15 protein-coding genes are annotated in these 14,852 nt (G+C 67.0%); 12 read left to right on the plus strand and 3 right to left on the minus strand.

All coding sequences use genetic code 11. The annotated features are described in order from the left end of the window. Nucleotides 1-21: 21 nt before the first annotated feature. On the minus strand, nt 22-1,425 hold the full coding sequence (locus OQF70_RS02380) for a bifunctional UDP-sugar hydrolase/5'-nucleotidase (RefSeq protein ID WP_280535623.1): 1,404 nt from the start codon (nt 1,423-1,425) through the stop codon (nt 22-24). Between the two features lie 350 nt (nt 1,426-1,775). On the opposite strand from OQF70_RS02380, the gene OQF70_RS02385 reads away from it, so the two are divergent. The 10 genes from OQF70_RS02385 to rbcL all read left to right on the plus strand — a co-directional run bounded on the left by OQF70_RS02385 (nt 1,776) and on the right by rbcL (nt 9,438). Next, complete coding sequence (locus tag OQF70_RS02385) at nt 1,776-3,050, plus strand: amino acid ABC transporter substrate-binding protein (RefSeq protein WP_280535624.1); 1,275 nt, start codon at nt 1,776-1,778, stop codon at nt 3,048-3,050. A gap of 21 nt (nt 3,051-3,071) precedes the next feature. Next, a complete protein-coding gene (locus OQF70_RS02390) occupies nt 3,072-3,965 on the plus strand; it encodes a branched-chain amino acid ABC transporter permease (RefSeq protein ID WP_280535625.1) in 894 nt (297 codons plus the stop codon). Further along, entirely contained in the window at nt 3,962-4,993 is a 1,032-nt protein-coding gene (locus OQF70_RS02395) for a branched-chain amino acid ABC transporter permease (protein ID WP_280535626.1), read from the plus strand. Before OQF70_RS02390 ends, OQF70_RS02395 begins: the two co-directional genes overlap by 4 nt. Further along, a complete protein-coding gene (locus OQF70_RS02400) occupies nt 4,990-5,742 on the plus strand; it encodes an ABC transporter ATP-binding protein (RefSeq protein WP_280535627.1) in 753 nt (250 codons plus the stop codon). Before OQF70_RS02395 ends, OQF70_RS02400 begins: the two co-directional genes overlap by 4 nt. Next, complete coding sequence (locus OQF70_RS02405) at nt 5,739-6,524, plus strand: ABC transporter ATP-binding protein (protein ID WP_280535628.1); 786 nt, start codon at nt 5,739-5,741, stop codon at nt 6,522-6,524. The genes OQF70_RS02400 and OQF70_RS02405 overlap by 4 nt, the downstream gene beginning before the upstream one ends. A 205-nt stretch (nt 6,525-6,729) precedes the next feature. Then, the gene (gene rpl7ae / locus OQF70_RS02410) at nt 6,730-7,092 is read left to right on the plus strand and encodes a 50S ribosomal protein L7Ae (RefSeq protein ID WP_039400712.1); all 363 of its coding nucleotides are present in this window, start codon (nt 6,730-6,732) and stop codon (nt 7,090-7,092) included. 6 nt (nt 7,093-7,098) lie between these two features. Beyond that, nucleotides 7,099-7,323, plus strand: a complete 225-nt coding sequence (locus OQF70_RS02415; protein ID WP_280535629.1) for a 30S ribosomal protein S28e — start codon at nt 7,099-7,101, stop codon at nt 7,321-7,323. 2 nt (nt 7,324-7,325) lie between these two features. Beyond that, nucleotides 7,326-7,520 carry a 50S ribosomal protein L24e gene (locus OQF70_RS02420; RefSeq protein WP_092817028.1) on the plus strand — a complete coding sequence of 65 codons (195 nt, stop codon included), beginning with the start codon at nt 7,326-7,328 and terminating at the stop codon, nt 7,518-7,520. After that, on the plus strand, nt 7,517-7,993 hold the full coding sequence (gene ndk / locus OQF70_RS02425) for a nucleoside-diphosphate kinase (RefSeq protein ID WP_280535630.1): 477 nt from the start codon (nt 7,517-7,519) through the stop codon (nt 7,991-7,993). Before OQF70_RS02420 ends, ndk begins: the two co-directional genes overlap by 4 nt. Before the next feature lie 152 nt (nt 7,994-8,145). Beyond that, complete coding sequence (rbcL, locus tag OQF70_RS02430) at nt 8,146-9,438, plus strand: type III ribulose-bisphosphate carboxylase (protein ID WP_280535631.1); 1,293 nt, start codon at nt 8,146-8,148, stop codon at nt 9,436-9,438. 40 nt (nt 9,439-9,478) lie between these two features. Here rbcL and OQF70_RS02435 read toward each other — a convergent pair whose 3' ends face one another. Continuing rightward, nucleotides 9,479-10,729 carry a tRNA (N(6)-L-threonylcarbamoyladenosine(37)-C(2))-methylthiotransferase gene (locus OQF70_RS02435; RefSeq protein ID WP_280535632.1) on the minus strand — a complete coding sequence of 417 codons (1,251 nt, stop codon included), beginning with the start codon at nt 10,727-10,729 and terminating at the stop codon, nt 9,479-9,481. A gap of 126 nt (nt 10,730-10,855) precedes the next feature. On the opposite strand from OQF70_RS02435, the gene OQF70_RS02440 reads away from it, so the two are divergent. Together OQF70_RS02440 and OQF70_RS02445 are read left to right on the plus strand one after the other, a co-directional pair. After that, nucleotides 10,856-11,047: a DUF5786 family protein gene (locus OQF70_RS02440; RefSeq protein ID WP_280535634.1), complete on the plus strand. Its 192-nt coding sequence runs from the start codon at nt 10,856-10,858 to the stop codon at nt 11,045-11,047. A gap of 177 nt (nt 11,048-11,224) precedes the next feature. Then, entirely contained in the window at nt 11,225-13,522 is a 2,298-nt protein-coding gene (locus tag OQF70_RS02445; protein ID WP_280535636.1) for an amino acid permease, read from the plus strand. 133 nt (nt 13,523-13,655) lie between these two features. On the opposite strand, the gene deoC is transcribed toward OQF70_RS02445, so the two are convergent. Further along, nucleotides 13,656-14,315: a deoxyribose-phosphate aldolase gene (deoC, locus tag OQF70_RS02450; RefSeq protein WP_280535637.1), complete on the minus strand. Its 660-nt coding sequence runs from the start codon at nt 14,313-14,315 to the stop codon at nt 13,656-13,658. Nucleotides 14,316-14,852 lie beyond the last annotated feature (537 nt).

A 14,852-nucleotide genomic window follows, 5' to 3' on the forward strand; every position in this document is an offset into this window, starting at 1 on the left:
GACCTCGGGACCGGTTCGGCGTCACGAGTTCGGTCGGGCCGGATCCACCTCCGAGACGATCCGTATCCGTCCCTCGATCGCGGGATCGATCCCGTGTTCGGCGGCATAGCGGTACAGCTCCTCATACTGGATGCCTCCCTCGCCGACCCGGTGACGCTCCTCGAGGGTCGGGAACTCGTGGTCGGAGTGCAGCAGGTACTCCGAGGTCGCGATCGTGTACGTCGCGTCGCGATCGATCGGTTCGCCGCCGACGGTTGCCTCGCGAAGCCGTTCGGCGTCCGCGTCCCAGACGATCCGGGCGTTCGACACGTGGCCGTGCCACCAGTCGTCAGCGCCGAAATCGACGTCCGGAGCGGCCATCTCCCGGAGGATCGACCGCAGTTCCGCGCCGGTGACCGCGGCACGAACGACCGGCTCCTCGAACGGGACGAGACCGATACACGTCGCCTTCGTCACCGACCCGACGATCGGGTCGCCGGACCGGATCCCGCCGGCGTTCGAGAGCCCGACGTCGGCGTCCACGGCCCACCGGAAGGCGTCGGCGACGAAGTTCCCGACCCGACATTCGCCGCCGTGAACCACCGCATCGTCGCGGTGGATGGGCTCGGTAACGGTCGCGACCACGTCCGAGAGGTTCGCCCGCTCCAACCGGTCCGTGAGCGTGGTCCGGAGCGCCGGTACCGGGTCGGCGCCGTCACGCTCGTGGAGCTGCGCCGTCGGCGGTCCCGATCGTTCCGACCCGGATAGGTCAACCTCCGCGATGGCCCGGCCGTTGACGCCCGGCCGGACGAGGAGGGTTCCATCGACGACGTCGACCCGCCGATCGTGGACGTGGCCGCCGAGGACCGCGTCGACGGGCGTCGAGCGGGCAAGCTCCTCGTCCCGGCCGCCGAGGTGTGAGAGGACGACGACGTGGTCAGGGGCCTCCCGGTCGACCATCTCCGCGACGGCGGTTCGGACGGCGGTGACTGGATCGTTGAAGGTGAGGTCCGCGGCGTGGGGGTTCAACGAGTCCGTGGCCGGGTCGGTGACGCCGACGAACCCGACGCGCTCGCCGTCGATCGTTCGAACCGTGTATGGAACGACGCCCTCGGCGTGGCCGAAGGGATCTCCGTCCTCGTCGCGGACGTTCGCGGAGACGAACGTCGGGCCGGCGTCGGCGACGATCTCCCGAAGCACGTCGGGCCCGTAATCGAACTCGTGGTTTCCGAAGGTCTCGAGGCGCGTCCCGGCGGCCGCGTAGAAGTCGATCGCCTGGCGACCGCGGGCGACCAGCGAGCACACGCCCGGCGCGACCGTGTCGCCGGTCCCGACGACGACGGCATCCGGTCCGTCAAGGTCCCGGAGCCGGCCGGCAAGCGCGGCCGCCCGCGCGGGCGTGTCGAAGACGTTCTCGACGTCGGAATGGTGGAGAAGGCGCGGCATCGGATATCGATCGTACGTGGGGGACCGAATAAAAGGGATCGACGCGGGGTGCCACGATCGACACGAGATAGCCGGTTTATCGACGTGAATCGCCAGTGGATCGGAACCGGAAATCGGGATGAAGGAACCGCGGACGGAGATGAGGAAACCCGCGGACGGAGATGAGGAAACCCGCGGACGAGGGAGAATGAATACCACGGAACCCATCGGCCGCCGTTCCGATCCGTGGATACCGTTCCATCTCAACCCGGATATTGAAACACGGTTTGATGTTTTCAGCCGATTCCAACACAAAAGTCGTTCACAGCATAAACGTTTATGTACTATGGCTCATATGCGAAAGTGTACCTATGCCACGGAAACACGACGATCGTCGAACCTTCCTCAAAAGCGTCGGGGCTGCGGCAACCACCGTGGGGCTCGCGGGCTGTGCCGGACTCGGGGGCGGCCCCGAACGGGATACCTTCCTGCTCGGCGCGGTCACCTCGCTGTCCGGCGACCTTCGGTTCGGCGGCGGGGTCACCCAGCGCGGCTACGACATGTGGGCGGACACGATCAACCGCGAGCAGGGCGGGATCGAGATCGGCGGCGACACCTACGAGGTCGAGGTCGAGTACGCCGACGCGCAGTCGAACCCGTCGGCCGGCGCCGACGCGGCCTCGCAGATGATCAACGCCGGCGCCGACGCGCTCCTCGGGCCGTACTCGAGCAACGTGACCCTCTCCGTCTGCCCGATCGCCGAGCAGAACTCGATGCCGCACATCACCGGCAGCGCCGAATCGCCGCAGATCTGGCAGGAGGGCTACGAGTACAGCTTCGGGACCATCCCGACCGTGAGCATCATCGGCAACGAGGCGACGTCCGCGCTGTTGAACCTCGAGCCCCAGCCCGAATCGGTCTACGTCACGGGCGTGAACGAGCCGTTCTCGGAGGCGACCGCCGTCTCGATGCGAGACGCCGCCGAGGAGGCCGGCGTCACCGTCGAGAACTACGAGCTGTTCCCGCGTGACACCGACTACACGAACGTCGTGAGCGCGGCACAGAACGCGGACCCGGACCTGCACCTCCACGGCGGCCACATCGGAAGCCACGTCGACCTCGTCAGCGCGTCCGAGCAGCTCGGGTACACCCCGAACGGGTTCCTGATGCATTACGGCGTCAACACGGGCTCCTACAAGGACGGGGCCGGCGCCCAGGCGCCTTACACCTTCGGCGCGACCGTGTGGATCCCGAGCGTCGAACGGTCCGGCGGCGTGCTGTTCGACTCCCCGCAGGCGTACGCCGACGCGTCCGAGGCCGCGTACGGCTCCGCACCGGACTACACGCAGGCCGGCTCGACCGCGGCCGGGATCGTCTACCAGGAGGCACTCAAGGAGCTCAACGCGGCCCCGCCGCTCTCCCAGGACGACAAGGACGAGCTCATCGGCATCCTCGAGGAGATCGAGGTCAACACGTTCTACGGCGACGTCACCTTCGAGGTCGGCGGCGAGTACCACCACAACAACATCAACACGCAGACCCTCCTCATCCAGCTCGGCGAGGACGGATCACCGACGATCGTCGGTCCCGAGGACGCCGCGACCGGCGAGGCCAACTACCCCGTCCCCGCCTGGGACGAGCGGTAATCCTCTCGCCACCAGTTATAAATGGTCGATATTGGACTCTTTACGCAGATCGTGATCAACGGCCTCCTGCTCGGAGGGATCTACGTCACCATCGGCGTCGGCTTCTCGTTGGCGTTCGGCGTGCTCGAGGTCGTCGACTTCGCGGTCGGCGAGTACGTGATGGTCGGCGCGTTCATGGGCGCGGTGCTTGCACCCCTGTTCGGCGCCGAGGGGATCTTCGTGATCCCGATCGTGCTCGTCGTCTTCTTCGCGGTCGGCGCGCTCATCCAGCCGCTGATCCACCACGTGACGACCGGCGATAGGCCCCATCCGCTGTTGATGGGGCTCGTCTTCACGTTCGGGCTGGCGACGTTCCTTCGCGGGGGCGTGCTCACGATCTTCGGCCCGAACAGCCAGGACGTCCCCTCGTCCCTGTTGACCGGCGGCATCGCCGTGCCGGGACTCGGAACGTTCCCCGTGGTTCGGACGGTGACCGCCGTCTTCGGCGTGAGCGGCCTGGCCGTGTTCATGTACTACCTGTACCGAACGCGCGGCGGGATGGCCATCCGTGCGATCGCCGAGGACCGAACGAACGCCAGGCTGATGGGGATCAACATCAACCGCTACCAGTCGATCGCCTACGGCGCCTACGCGGCGTTGACCGGGAGCGCCGGCGTCTTCATCGGGATGACGTTCAACGCAAGCCCGGGAATGGGCCTGCAGTACACGGCGTTCGCGTTCTTCATGGTCGTGCTCGCCGGGATGGGCTACCTCCCGGGAGTCATCATCGCGGGGGTCGTGCTCGGACTCACTCAGTCGTTCACGGCGGTGTACATCAGCGGGAACGCGGTGCTGCTCGTTCTGTTCGGGATCATCTACGTCGTGTTGCTCGTCTCGCCGGCGGGCATTCTCGGGAAGGGGGAGTGGGCCACATGAGCGCGTCCGCTCCCGTCATCGGACGGCTCCCCGGCGACCGGCGATACTGGTTCGCCGCGATCGCCGTGCTGTTGCTCGCCTGGCCGTTCCTGTTCGGGACCTTCTGGGCGCGGATCGGCCTCGGCGCGCTGATGTGGATCGGACTGGCCCAGTCGTGGAACATGATCGGCGGGTACGCCGGCTACCTGGACTTCGGCCACGGCGCCTACTTCGGCATCGGCGGCTTCGCGGCCGGGATCGCGATGGTGCAGTTCGGCCATCCGTTCGTCGTCGGGTTCGTCCTCGCGATCGTCGTGGCCGCCGTCCTGGCGTACCTGGTGGCGGTGCCGACGCTCCGGCTCACGGGCGCGTACTTCGCGATCGCGACGTGGGCGCTTGCCGAGTCGATCAAGCAGGCAGCGCTGATCCTCGAGATCACCGGCGGAACGTTCGGGTTGAGTCTGCCACGGTCGCCGGACACGTTCATCGGGATCGCGGTCCCGTTCGCGATCTCGGAGACGTTCTTCTACTACGCGATGCTCGTCCTGTGTACGGCCACGATGCTCATCACGTACTACCTCTTCGAGCGTCACGAGTTCGGCTACCGGGTAAAGGCGCTGCGTGACGATCAGGACGCCGCCGAGTCGCTCGGAATCGACACGACCCGCGTCAAGCGACAGGTGTACGTCCTCTCCTGTGTCGTCGCGGCGACCTTCGGATCGGTGTACGCGTGGTACATCGTCTTCATCCACCCGAACGACGTGCTGGCGCCCATCATCACCGACCGGATGGTGATCATGGCGCTGCTGGGTGGACTCGGAACCCTGACCGGACCGGTGTTCGGCGGGCTGTTGGTGTTCCTGCTCCAACGCCTCTCGTCGGTGTTCCTCGGATCGACCACGTTCTACCTGCCGCTCATCGGGCTGCTCATCATGATTACCGTGCTCTTCGCGCCCAGCGGGATCATCGGGATCCTCCGCGGCGAAGTCGGTCGCGAGGACGTGCGAAAGAATCTCAAGGAGCTCGGGGAGAAGTTCGATCTACTATGACCGACGACGATACCATCCTCAAGACGACCGACCTGACGAAGCGCTTCGGCGCGCTGACTGCCAACGACGAGATCTCGCTGGCGGTCGAGCGCGGCGAGATCCGCGGAATCATCGGCCCGAACGGGTCCGGAAAGACGACCTTCTTCAACACCGTCACCGGCTTTTACGAGCCGGACGGCGGAACCGTCCACTTCGACGGCGAGGAGGTGACCGGCTGGGAGCCCCACCGGCTCGCGCGGCGCGGGCTCGGGCGGACGTTCCAGATCGTCTCCCCGTTCAAGAACATGACTGTCCGGCAGAACATGCTCGCGGTCCAGACCGACGACGGCCGCTCCCGTGAGGAGAAGCGCGACCGGGTCGGGGAGATCCTCGAGTTCCTCGAGATCGACCACATCGCGGACAACGAGGCCCGTGGGATGTCCGGCGGCCAGCAGAAGCTGCTCGAGCTCGGCCGCGTGCTGATGCTCGATCCTGACGTCGTGATGCTCGATGAGCCCGCGGCCGGCGTCAACCCGGCACTCGAGTCACGGATCATGGACCACATCCACGAGCTGAACGACGACGGGACGACCTTCGTCGTCATCGAACACGATATGCACGTGATGAAGACGCTTGCCGACACGGTGTCCGTCTTCGATTCCGGGCGCCACATCGCACAGGGCAACTTCGAGGAGGTCTCCCAGGACGAGGCCGTCCGGGAGGCGTACCTCGGCGGAACGACCGCGGAGGACGACGAGGTGCCGGTATGAGCGACGCGACCGACGGGGTCGACGCGACCGACGCGACCGGCAGCGGATCCGGCCGGACCCGGGACGCGAACGCCGTCCCGACGCTCTCGGCGACCGGCGTCGAAGCCGGCTACGATCAGCACCAGGTGCTCCACGGGATCTCCTTCGAGAGCCGCGACGGCGTGACGTGCATCTTCGGCCCGAACGGATCCGGCAAGTCGACGTTCCTGAAGACGCTGAACGGGATCGTCCCGGTCTGGGACGGCACGATCACCTACGGCGACGTCGACCTCACCGAGGAGAAACCGGAGGACATCGTCACTCACGGCATCGCGACGCTGCCGCAGGGCGGCGGCATCTTCGCCAGCCTCTCGGTCGAGGAGAACCTCGACGTCGGCGCGTTCACCGTGGACGACGCGGACGCGATCGCCGATCGGAAGGCCGAGGTGCTCGAGGTGTTTCCGGCACTGGAGGACAAGCTCGACCAGAAGGCACGGGAACTCTCCGGCGGCCAGCAGATGATGGTCAGCCTCGGCCGGGCAATGATGACCGGCGCCGACACCTTCCTGCTCGACGAGCCCTCGGCCGGCCTCGCACCCCGGCTCGTCGACGACGCGTTCGGCCTAATCGAACGGCTCGTCGACCGGGGTGCCCAGGTCGTGCTGATCGAACAGAACGTCCGAGCAGCGCTCCGGCTTGCCGACTACGTCTACATTCTCGCGGAGGGGGAGGTACAGTTCCACGGCCCGCCGGAGGACCTCTCCGAGGAGGACGAGCTGATGGAGCTGTACCTCGGGCTCTGAGGCCGGCGGGCCGCCGACCCGACCGGGAGGAACGACGCCGCGTGCTATGCAGCCGCCTCGCACGCTCCGAGCGGTTTGAAAGCCCTTTTATGCCATCCCGAAGTATCACGGGGCACAGCCTCTTCGGGGTTGATGATGTGGCGCGCCGATAGGGACCGACCGCGGCGCGGCCACGCGAGCCCACGAAGGGGAACGGTGACCAACTATGGCAGTTTACGTAGACTACGACACCCCAGCCGACCTCGCTGACCGCGCGCTCGACGCGCTCGAGGTCGCCCGAGACACCGGTACGGTAAAGAAAGGCACGAACGAAACGACCAAGTCCGTCGAACGCGGCAACGCGAAGCTCGCCTTCGTCGCCGAGGACGTCTCGCCGGAGGAGATCGTGATGCACCTCCCCGAACTCGCCGAGGAGAAGGGCATCCCGGTCGTCTTCGTCGAGACCCAGGACGACGTCGGTCACGCGGCCGGCCTCGAGGTCGGCTCCGCGGCGGCCGCGATCGTCGACGCCGGCGAGGCGTCCGACGACGTCGAGGACATCGCCGGAAAGGTCGAGGAACTCCGATAAGCGGTTATGAGCGCAGAAGAGGGAACCGGCGACTCGACGGCCGCGGAGGTCATCGAAGTCGTCGGCAAAACCGGGATGCACGGCGAGGCCATGCAGGTCAAATGCCGCATCCAGGAAGGATCGAATCAGGGCCGCATCATCACGCGAAACGTCCTGGGGCCCGCCCGCGTGGGCGACGTGCTCCAGCTGCGGGAGACCCAGCGTGACGCCGACTCCATCGGGGGGCAATGACGATGGTCGAGACACGAACCTGTGACTACACCGGCGAGGAGATCGAGCCCGGCACGGGCACGATGTTCGTGAAGACGGACGGAACGATCCTCCACTTCGTCGACTCGAAGGCGGAGAAGAACTACTTCATGGGTCGTGAATCCCGCGACCTCGAGTGGACCGAGGCCGGGCAGGCCAACAAGGGCGAGAACGAATGAGCCACCACGACGAGCGTACCTTCGTGATGGTCAAGCCCGACGGCGTCAACCGCGGGCTCATCGGGGAGATCGTCTCCCGCTTTGAGGACCGCGGCCTCCAGCTCGTCGGCGCGAAGTTCATGCAGATCGACGAGGAGCTCGCCCACGAACACTACGGCGAGCACGCCGACAAGCCGTTCTTCGACGGCCTCGTCGAGTTCATCACCTCCGACCCGGTCTTCGCGATGGTCTGGGAGGGCGCCGACGCCACCCGCCAGGTCCGCGCGATGGTCGGCGAGACCGACCCCGCCGAGTCCGCCCCGGGCACGATCCGCGGCGACTTCGGCCTCGATCTCGGCCACAACGTCATCCACGCCTCCGATCACGAGGACGAGGGCGCCAACGAGCGCGAGATCGACCTCTTCTTCGACGACGAGGAGCTCGTCGACTGGACCCGCTCGGGCACGACGTGGGTCTACGAGGACGTCGAGTAACCGCGCGACTCGATCGCTTTTCATCGCGGCGTTCCGGATCGACGACCGCCGTTTGCGGGGACGGTTCGGCCAATCGTCCCGGGACGACGCCGCCACCCTGAGTGACCCCGCCGCCCTGAGGCTTTATACGCCGGCCGACCGAATCACGGGACATGGTCGGAATCACCTACGAGGACTTCCTGGATCGCTCCTACGAGCCGACGGACGACGACCTCGTCTGCCGGTTCTACGTCGAGCCGGCGGCGGACATGGACGCCGAGGCCGCCGCCTCGCGGGTCGCCTCCGAATCCTCCAACGGCACGTGGGCGGCGCTGCAGGTCGAGGGGTCGGTCACCGACCTCTCGGCGATCGCCTTCGACATCGAGCCGGCGACCGTGGGCGGCGACACGCCCGGCACCGACCGCCGCGAGGGCTACGAGGTCGGCGTCGCCTACCCAATGGCGTTGTTCGAACCGGGAAGTATGCCGCAGGTGCTGTCGTGTATCGCCGGCAACATCCTCGGGATGAAGGCGGTCAACCGGATCCGACTGCGCGACTGCGAGTGGCCCGAGCCGCTGGCGACGTCGTTTCCCGGGCCCGCCTTCGGCTCCGCCGTGCGCGACCGGATCTTCGACGCCGGCGACCGGCCGATCACGGCCACGGTCCCGAAGCCGAAGGTCGGGCTCTCGACCGACCAGCACGTCGAGGTCGGCTACCAGGCCTGGACGGGCGGGATCGACCTGCTGAAGGACGATGAGAACCTCACCGACCAGGCGTTCAACCCGTTCCACGACCGGCTCACAGAGAGCCTCGCCGCGCGCGACCGCGCCGAGGAGGAGACCGGGGAGCGCAAGTCGTACCTGGTCAACGTCACCGCACCCGGCGGGGAAATGCTCGACCGCGTCGACGCCGTCGCCGAGGCGGGCGGCGAGTACGTGATGGTCGACGTCGTCACCTGCGGCTGGGCATCGGTCCAGCAGGTCCGCGAGCGCTGTGACCGTCACGGGCTCGCGATCCACGCCCACCGGGCGATGCACGCCGGCTTCGACCGCCTGCCCGACCACGGCGTCTCGATGCGCGTCATCGCCCAGATCGCCCGGCTGTGCGGCGTCGACCAGATCCACACCGGGACGGCGGATCTGGGCAAGCTCGCCAACGAGGACACCGTCGGCATCAACGAGTGGCTCGGCTCGGAGCTGTACGGCCTGTCGGACGTGCTGCCCACGGCCTCCGGCGGGCTCCATCCGGGTCTCGTCCCGGAGCTCGTCGACCGGCTCGGCACGCAACTGTGCATCCAGGCCGGCGGCGGGATCCACGGCCACCCGGACGGGACCCACGAGGGCGCGAAGGCGCTCCGGGCAGCCGTCGACGCGGCCGCGGCCGGCGAGGCCATCGAGGCTGCCGCCGAGCGGGAGCCCGCGCTCGCCACGGCGATCGAGAAGTGGGGGACGGAGACGCCGCGGTAACGGCGGTCCGTCCGGGGTCCACTCCGGATTCAGTCCGGCGTCACACGGGCTCGCCGAACGCGTAGACGGTGTTGTGGCCGGTGACCTCAACGGTCGTGACGTCGCCGGGCTCGAGCCCGTGATCGGTGGCGTTCTGTACGATCACCTGTCGGTACGCGGAGTCGCGACACTTCACCGAGTCGCCGGTGCCTTCCTCGACGACCAACACGTCGCGCGTCGTCCCGATCATCGCCTCGTAGGCCTCGCCGACGACGTCCATCTTCAGCTCGGACATCGCCTTCGAGCGCTCCTTCTTGACGGTGCCGCCGAGGCCCTTCATCTCGGCGGCGTCGGTGCCGGGCCGCTTCGAGAAGCGCGTGACGTTGATCTTCTCGGGGCGGACCTCCCGGAGGAGGTCCATCGACAGCTCGTGGTCGGCGCTCGTCTCGGTCGGGTACCCGACGATGAAGTCCGTCGAGAGCGTCCAGTGGTCCAGGCGGTCGTCGAACGTCTCGACGATCTCGCGAAACTTGTCGACGCGGTGTTGTCGGCGCATCGACTCGAGAACCTCGTCGCTGCCCGACTGAACCGGCGCGTGGATGAAGTCGTAGAGCTTCTCGTTGCGCGCGAAGACGTCGGCCAGTTCCTCGTGGATGCCGTGGATTCCGCCGGGGTTCGCCATCCCCAGCCGGACTCGGAACTCGCCGTCGATGTCGCAGATCCGGTCGAGCAGCTCGGGGAGTTTCCGATCGCCGTCGTCCCAGCCGTAGACGCCGGTGTCCTGGCCGGTCACTCGGATCTCCGTGGCGCCGGCGTGGACGAGCGCGCGCGCCTTCTCGACGTTCTCCTCGATCGGCGGCGAATCGACGCGACCGGTCGCGAACTTGGTGATGCAGTACGAACAGTTGCTCATACAGCCGCGCGCGATCGGGAGGATCCCGACGACGCCGTCGAGGATCGGCTCCGTGTCGGACGCCGGAGTCGGACACTCCCCGTTGCGCACGTGGGTCGGGACGTCGTCCCAGTGGAGCACCTCGGCGTCGATGCCGGCCTCGCGGAACTGCTCGCCCTGCGCCAGCGCCATACAGCCCGTGACGATCAGGTCGGCGGTCTCCTCGGCGAGCTCCTCGGCGCGGCGGAGCATGTTTCGCTCCGTCTTCTCGACGACGGTACAGGTGTTGAGGATGGCGACGTCGGCCTCGTCGGGCCCCGCGACGGGGCGGTGGCCGCCGTCGCGCAGCGCCCGCTCGATCTCGCGGCTCTCACCCCGGTTCGACGTGCAGCCGTACGTCTCGATGTGATACGTCGCCATCGGTTACACACGGTAGCGTGCCTGCGGCCAAAAGCACGGCGGATCCGCGGGGCGTCGACGTGCGGTACCGATCCCCACTGCGGTCCCGGGACGGGGGTGTTTTCAGGGAGCCCGTAAAGTGTCGGTATGGGCTTCGGCAGCTACGATGAATCCGAACAGGAGAACGCGAACCGGGACGACGAGGACGACGACTCCGAGGCGGTCAACGTCCACGAGAACGACCACGACGGCTCGATGTCCTTTGAGAGTGACGCCTCGACCGACGATCTCGTCGGTCGGCTCGACGAGATGAAAGACGACGAGGAGTCGTCGGACTGACCCCACAACGAGCGAAGAAGGAACGAACTAAGCGGCTTGGCGTGGAACACCGGGTATGTTCGAGCATCGATTTTCGGGAAGTCGTCGATCCTTCGCACACGAGTCACCGGCTACTGTGAGCAAGCCATCGACCCACCGGCAGTCCCGACGATCGGAAACCACTGGGGGGTACCACACGTGAGCAGTGACGAGGAGCTCGCGAAGGACCTCGGGCTGCTGGCGGCGCTGACGATCGGTATCGGGACGATGATCGGTGCCGGCATCTTCGTCCTTCCGGGGACCGCCGTGGCGCGGGCCGGACCACTGTCGGCCGCCACGTTCGTGATCGGCGGCGTCGTCGCCCTGTTCACGGCGTTGTCCGCCTCCGAGCTCGGGACCGCGATGCCGAAGTCCGGCGGGGCGTATTTCTACATCAACCGTGCACTCGGGCCCCTGTTCGGGTCGATAAGCGGGTGGGCGAACTGGCTCGGGCTCGCGTTCGCGTCCTCGTTCTATATGTACGGCTTCGGCGAGTACGTCAACGCGCTCGTGGGCGCACCGGCGCTCGCGCTCGGCCCGGTATCGTTGTCCGCGGCCCAGACGATCGGCCTGATCGGGGCCGTCCTGTTCGTGGGGGTCAACTACGTCGGCGCCAAGGAGACCGGCGGCCTGCAGAACGTCATCGTGCTTACCCTGCTTGGGATCCTCGGATTGTTCACGATCGTCGGCATGCTGAACGCCGAGCTCTCGTCGCTGCGCCCGATCGCCCCGCCGGGCGCCGCCGGGGAAGTGTTGCCGGTTACGGCCATCATCTTCGTCTCCTACCTCGGGTTCGTCCAGATCACCTCCGTCGCCGAGGAGATCAAGAACCCGGGACGGAACCTCCCGATCGCGGTCATCGGCTCCGTCGTGATCGTCACCACCATCTACGCGCTGTTCCTGGTCGTCCTGCTTGCGGCGGTGCCGACCGAGATGGTGGCGAACAACGATACCGCAGTCGTCGAGGCCGCACAGCTGCTGTTCGGCCAGTACTCGATACTGGGGTACAGCATCGGGATTCTCGGCTGGGGCGCGTTGCTGTTCGGCGGCCTGCTCGCGACGGCCTCCTCGGCGAACGCCTCGATCCTCTCCTCGTCCCGGATCAACTTCGCGATGGGTCGGGAGAAGATCGTCACCCCGAAGCTCAACGAGATCCACGGTCGATTCGGGACACCGTATAAATCGATCGCGGTGACGGGCGCGCTCATCATCGTCTTCCTCGTGTTCGGGAACCTCGAAACCCTCGCGACGGCGGGGTCGGTGCTTCACCTCATCGTCTACGGGCTGTTGAACATCGCGTTGATCGTGATGCGCGAGGCCGAGCCCGAGGGCTACGATCCCGACTTCACGGTGCCGCTGTATCCGATCGTCCCGATCGTCGGAGCGATCACCTCCTTCGCGCTCATCGCCTACATCGAACCGCGGGTCATCGTGCTCTCGGCCGGACTGGTCGCGTTCGCGACCCTCTGGTACTTCGGCTACGCCCGGAGTCGGGTGGAGAGCTCCGGCGTGCTCGGGACGTGGGTCCTCGACCGCGCCGAGGAGATGCCCGATGCGGCCGTCTCCGCGGCCACGTCCGTCCAGCCCGATGCCGCCGACTACCGCGTGATGGTCCCCCTCGCGAACCCCGCGACCGAGGGCCACCTCATCTCGCTTGCGGCCGCCGTCGCCAAGCAGCGGGACGGGACCGTCGTCGCCGTCAACATCGCCAACGTTCCCGACCAGACCTCCCTCGAGGCGGCCCGCGAACGCGGGGCTCACGATGCGGCCTATGACCTCCTCGAGCGCGCCAAGGAGGACGCCGAGACCTTCGGCGTCGACGTCGAGACGCACGTGATCCTCTCGCACCGAACGTTCGAGGAGGTCTTCGACGCCGCCCGAACCTACGGCGCCGACCTCACCGTGATGGGATGGGGCGATGACGTCCACGGTTCGCCCGGTCGCGCCGAGTCCGCGATCGACGAGATCGCCCACTCGCTGCCAAGCGACATCCTCGTGTTCAAGGACCGCGGATACGACCCCTCGCGGATCCTCATCCCGACCGCCGGCGGCCCCGACTCGGAGCTGTCCGCCGCGGTCGCCCGAATGCTCCGTGCGGAGTACGGATCCGAGGTCACGCTGTTACACGTCGCCGACGATCCGGCCGCAGGACGGCGGTTCCTCGAGGACTGGGCGAGTGAGAACGACCTCGCGGACGCAACCCTTCGGATCGAATCCGGCGACGTCCAGACCCGGATCGCCGAGGCCGCCGCCGACGCGACGATGCTCGTGATCGGCGCCACCGAGAAGGGGCTGCTCTCGCGGCTCGTGCGCGGCTCGCTCGTGCTCGACGTCCTCTATGACGTCGACTGTTCGGTGTTGCTCGCCGAGAAGAAACACGACCGCGGCATCCGGTCCCGGCTGTTCGGATCGGGCGCTCGGTCGCGAACGTCCGACGACGACCGATCCGAAGACTGAGCCGACGCGAGGACTGATCCAGGGACTGATCCGACGCGAGGACCGAGCCGGCCCGGAGATCGAGCCGACGGTCGATCGGATCGGTACTCGTCGTCGATCGTACTCGGGACCGCCCAGTACTCGGGCCCGCCCGTCACTCCGGCGCGCCCTGGAGGATCGTCACGCCGGAGGACGCACCGATCCGCTCCGCGCCCGCCTCGATCATCGCCATCGCCGCCTCGTAGCTGCCGATCCCGCCGGACGCCTTCACCGGGAGGTGTTCGCTCATCAGTTCGACGTCGTCGGTCGTCGCGCCGCCGTCGGCGAATCCGGTCGAGGTCTTGACCATATCGGCGTCGGCGGCGACCGCGGCCTCACAGGCGCGTCGCGTCTGCGCGTCGGTCAGCAGGGCCGTCTCGACGATGACCTTCACCGGGATCGGGACCGCGGCGACCACCTCCGCCAGGTCGGCGGCGACGGCGTCGTCCGCGCCGGCTTTCAGCCGACCGATGGAGATCACGACGTCCAACTCGTCGGCGCCGTCGTTCCAGGCGGCGACGGCCGCCTCCCGTCTGGCGGCGGTCGAGCCCTGTCCGTGGGGGAAGTCGATCACGGTCACGAGCAGCGTCTCCGCCGACGCGCCGTCCGACTCCGCATCGAGGAACGCGGTCGCCTCCTCGAGGTAACACGGCGGCACGCACGCGTTCATCCCGTGCTCGACCGCGGCCTCGAGGACGATCCGGACGTCGTCCCAGGTCGTCGTCGGTCCGAGGACGGTGTGGTCGATCAGCGGGGCGAGTTCCCGTCGGTTCATACCGTCCGGTCACCGCACGAGGGGAAAGACCTGTGGGTCGATCGGCGCGGATGGTGGCCCGGCCGTGGGTGGGTCGATCGGCGTCCGATGGTGGCCCGGCCGTGGGTGGGTCGATATCGATCGTGAGCCGCGGCTCCGTCACGGTACCCTCTCTCCAATTTCGTGTCCCAAATATATTGTAAGTTATATGTATGTATATTAAATATTTATGTGGCGTTCGACTGCATCGTTCGGAACCACCGATCCTCGATCGCGCGGGTCGCGTCTCCGCAGTGGCGATCGGCGGTCACCGGTTCGAACGCGGTAGTCACCGTGTTTATTTATAATGTATATGTGGTCGTTCGACCCGCACCGGCGCTACGTCGCTCAGTATGGCGGGAGCTGATCCTGTGCCCGGATCGACACGACAAAGCGGGAGGGGACGACTCGATCGAGCGTCCTGGACCGGAGAACCCGCCATCGATCGACGTTCAGTCGCTGATCAAACGTCTTTGTAGAATGAATGGTTTATATTTATATACTATATCGTATATAATT

The organism is Halopenitus sp. POP-27, assembly GCF_029889855.1.
Taxonomy (GTDB): Archaea; Halobacteriota; Halobacteria; order Halobacteriales; family Haloferacaceae; genus Halopenitus; species Halopenitus malekzadehii.

What these genes read in the sequence shown, in the direction of transcription:
- OQF70_RS02380 (WP_280535623.1), bottom strand. Translation starts at nt 1,425, where the DNA reads ATGCCGCGCCTTCTCCACCATTCCGACGTCGAGAACGTCTTCGACACG.
- OQF70_RS02385 (WP_280535624.1), top strand. Translation starts at nt 1,776, where the DNA reads ATGCCACGGAAACACGACGATCGTCGAACCTTCCTCAAAAGCGTCGGG.
- OQF70_RS02390 (WP_280535625.1), top strand. Translation starts at nt 3,072, where the DNA reads ATGGTCGATATTGGACTCTTTACGCAGATCGTGATCAACGGCCTCCTG.
- OQF70_RS02395 (WP_280535626.1), top strand. Translation starts at nt 3,962, where the DNA reads ATGAGCGCGTCCGCTCCCGTCATCGGACGGCTCCCCGGCGACCGGCGA.
- OQF70_RS02400 (WP_280535627.1), top strand. Translation starts at nt 4,990, where the DNA reads ATGACCGACGACGATACCATCCTCAAGACGACCGACCTGACGAAGCGC.
- OQF70_RS02405 (WP_280535628.1), top strand. Translation starts at nt 5,739, where the DNA reads ATGAGCGACGCGACCGACGGGGTCGACGCGACCGACGCGACCGGCAGC.
- rpl7ae (WP_039400712.1), top strand. Translation starts at nt 6,730, where the DNA reads ATGGCAGTTTACGTAGACTACGACACCCCAGCCGACCTCGCTGACCGC.
- OQF70_RS02415 (WP_280535629.1), top strand. Translation starts at nt 7,099, where the DNA reads ATGAGCGCAGAAGAGGGAACCGGCGACTCGACGGCCGCGGAGGTCATC.
- OQF70_RS02420 (WP_092817028.1), top strand. Translation starts at nt 7,326, where the DNA reads ATGGTCGAGACACGAACCTGTGACTACACCGGCGAGGAGATCGAGCCC.
- ndk (WP_280535630.1), top strand. Translation starts at nt 7,517, where the DNA reads ATGAGCCACCACGACGAGCGTACCTTCGTGATGGTCAAGCCCGACGGC.
- rbcL (WP_280535631.1), top strand. Translation starts at nt 8,146, where the DNA reads ATGGTCGGAATCACCTACGAGGACTTCCTGGATCGCTCCTACGAGCCG.
- OQF70_RS02435 (WP_280535632.1), bottom strand. Translation starts at nt 10,729, where the DNA reads ATGGCGACGTATCACATCGAGACGTACGGCTGCACGTCGAACCGGGGT.
- OQF70_RS02440 (WP_280535634.1), top strand. Translation starts at nt 10,856, where the DNA reads ATGGGCTTCGGCAGCTACGATGAATCCGAACAGGAGAACGCGAACCGG.
- deoC (WP_280535637.1), bottom strand. Translation starts at nt 14,315, where the DNA reads ATGAACCGACGGGAACTCGCCCCGCTGATCGACCACACCGTCCTCGGA.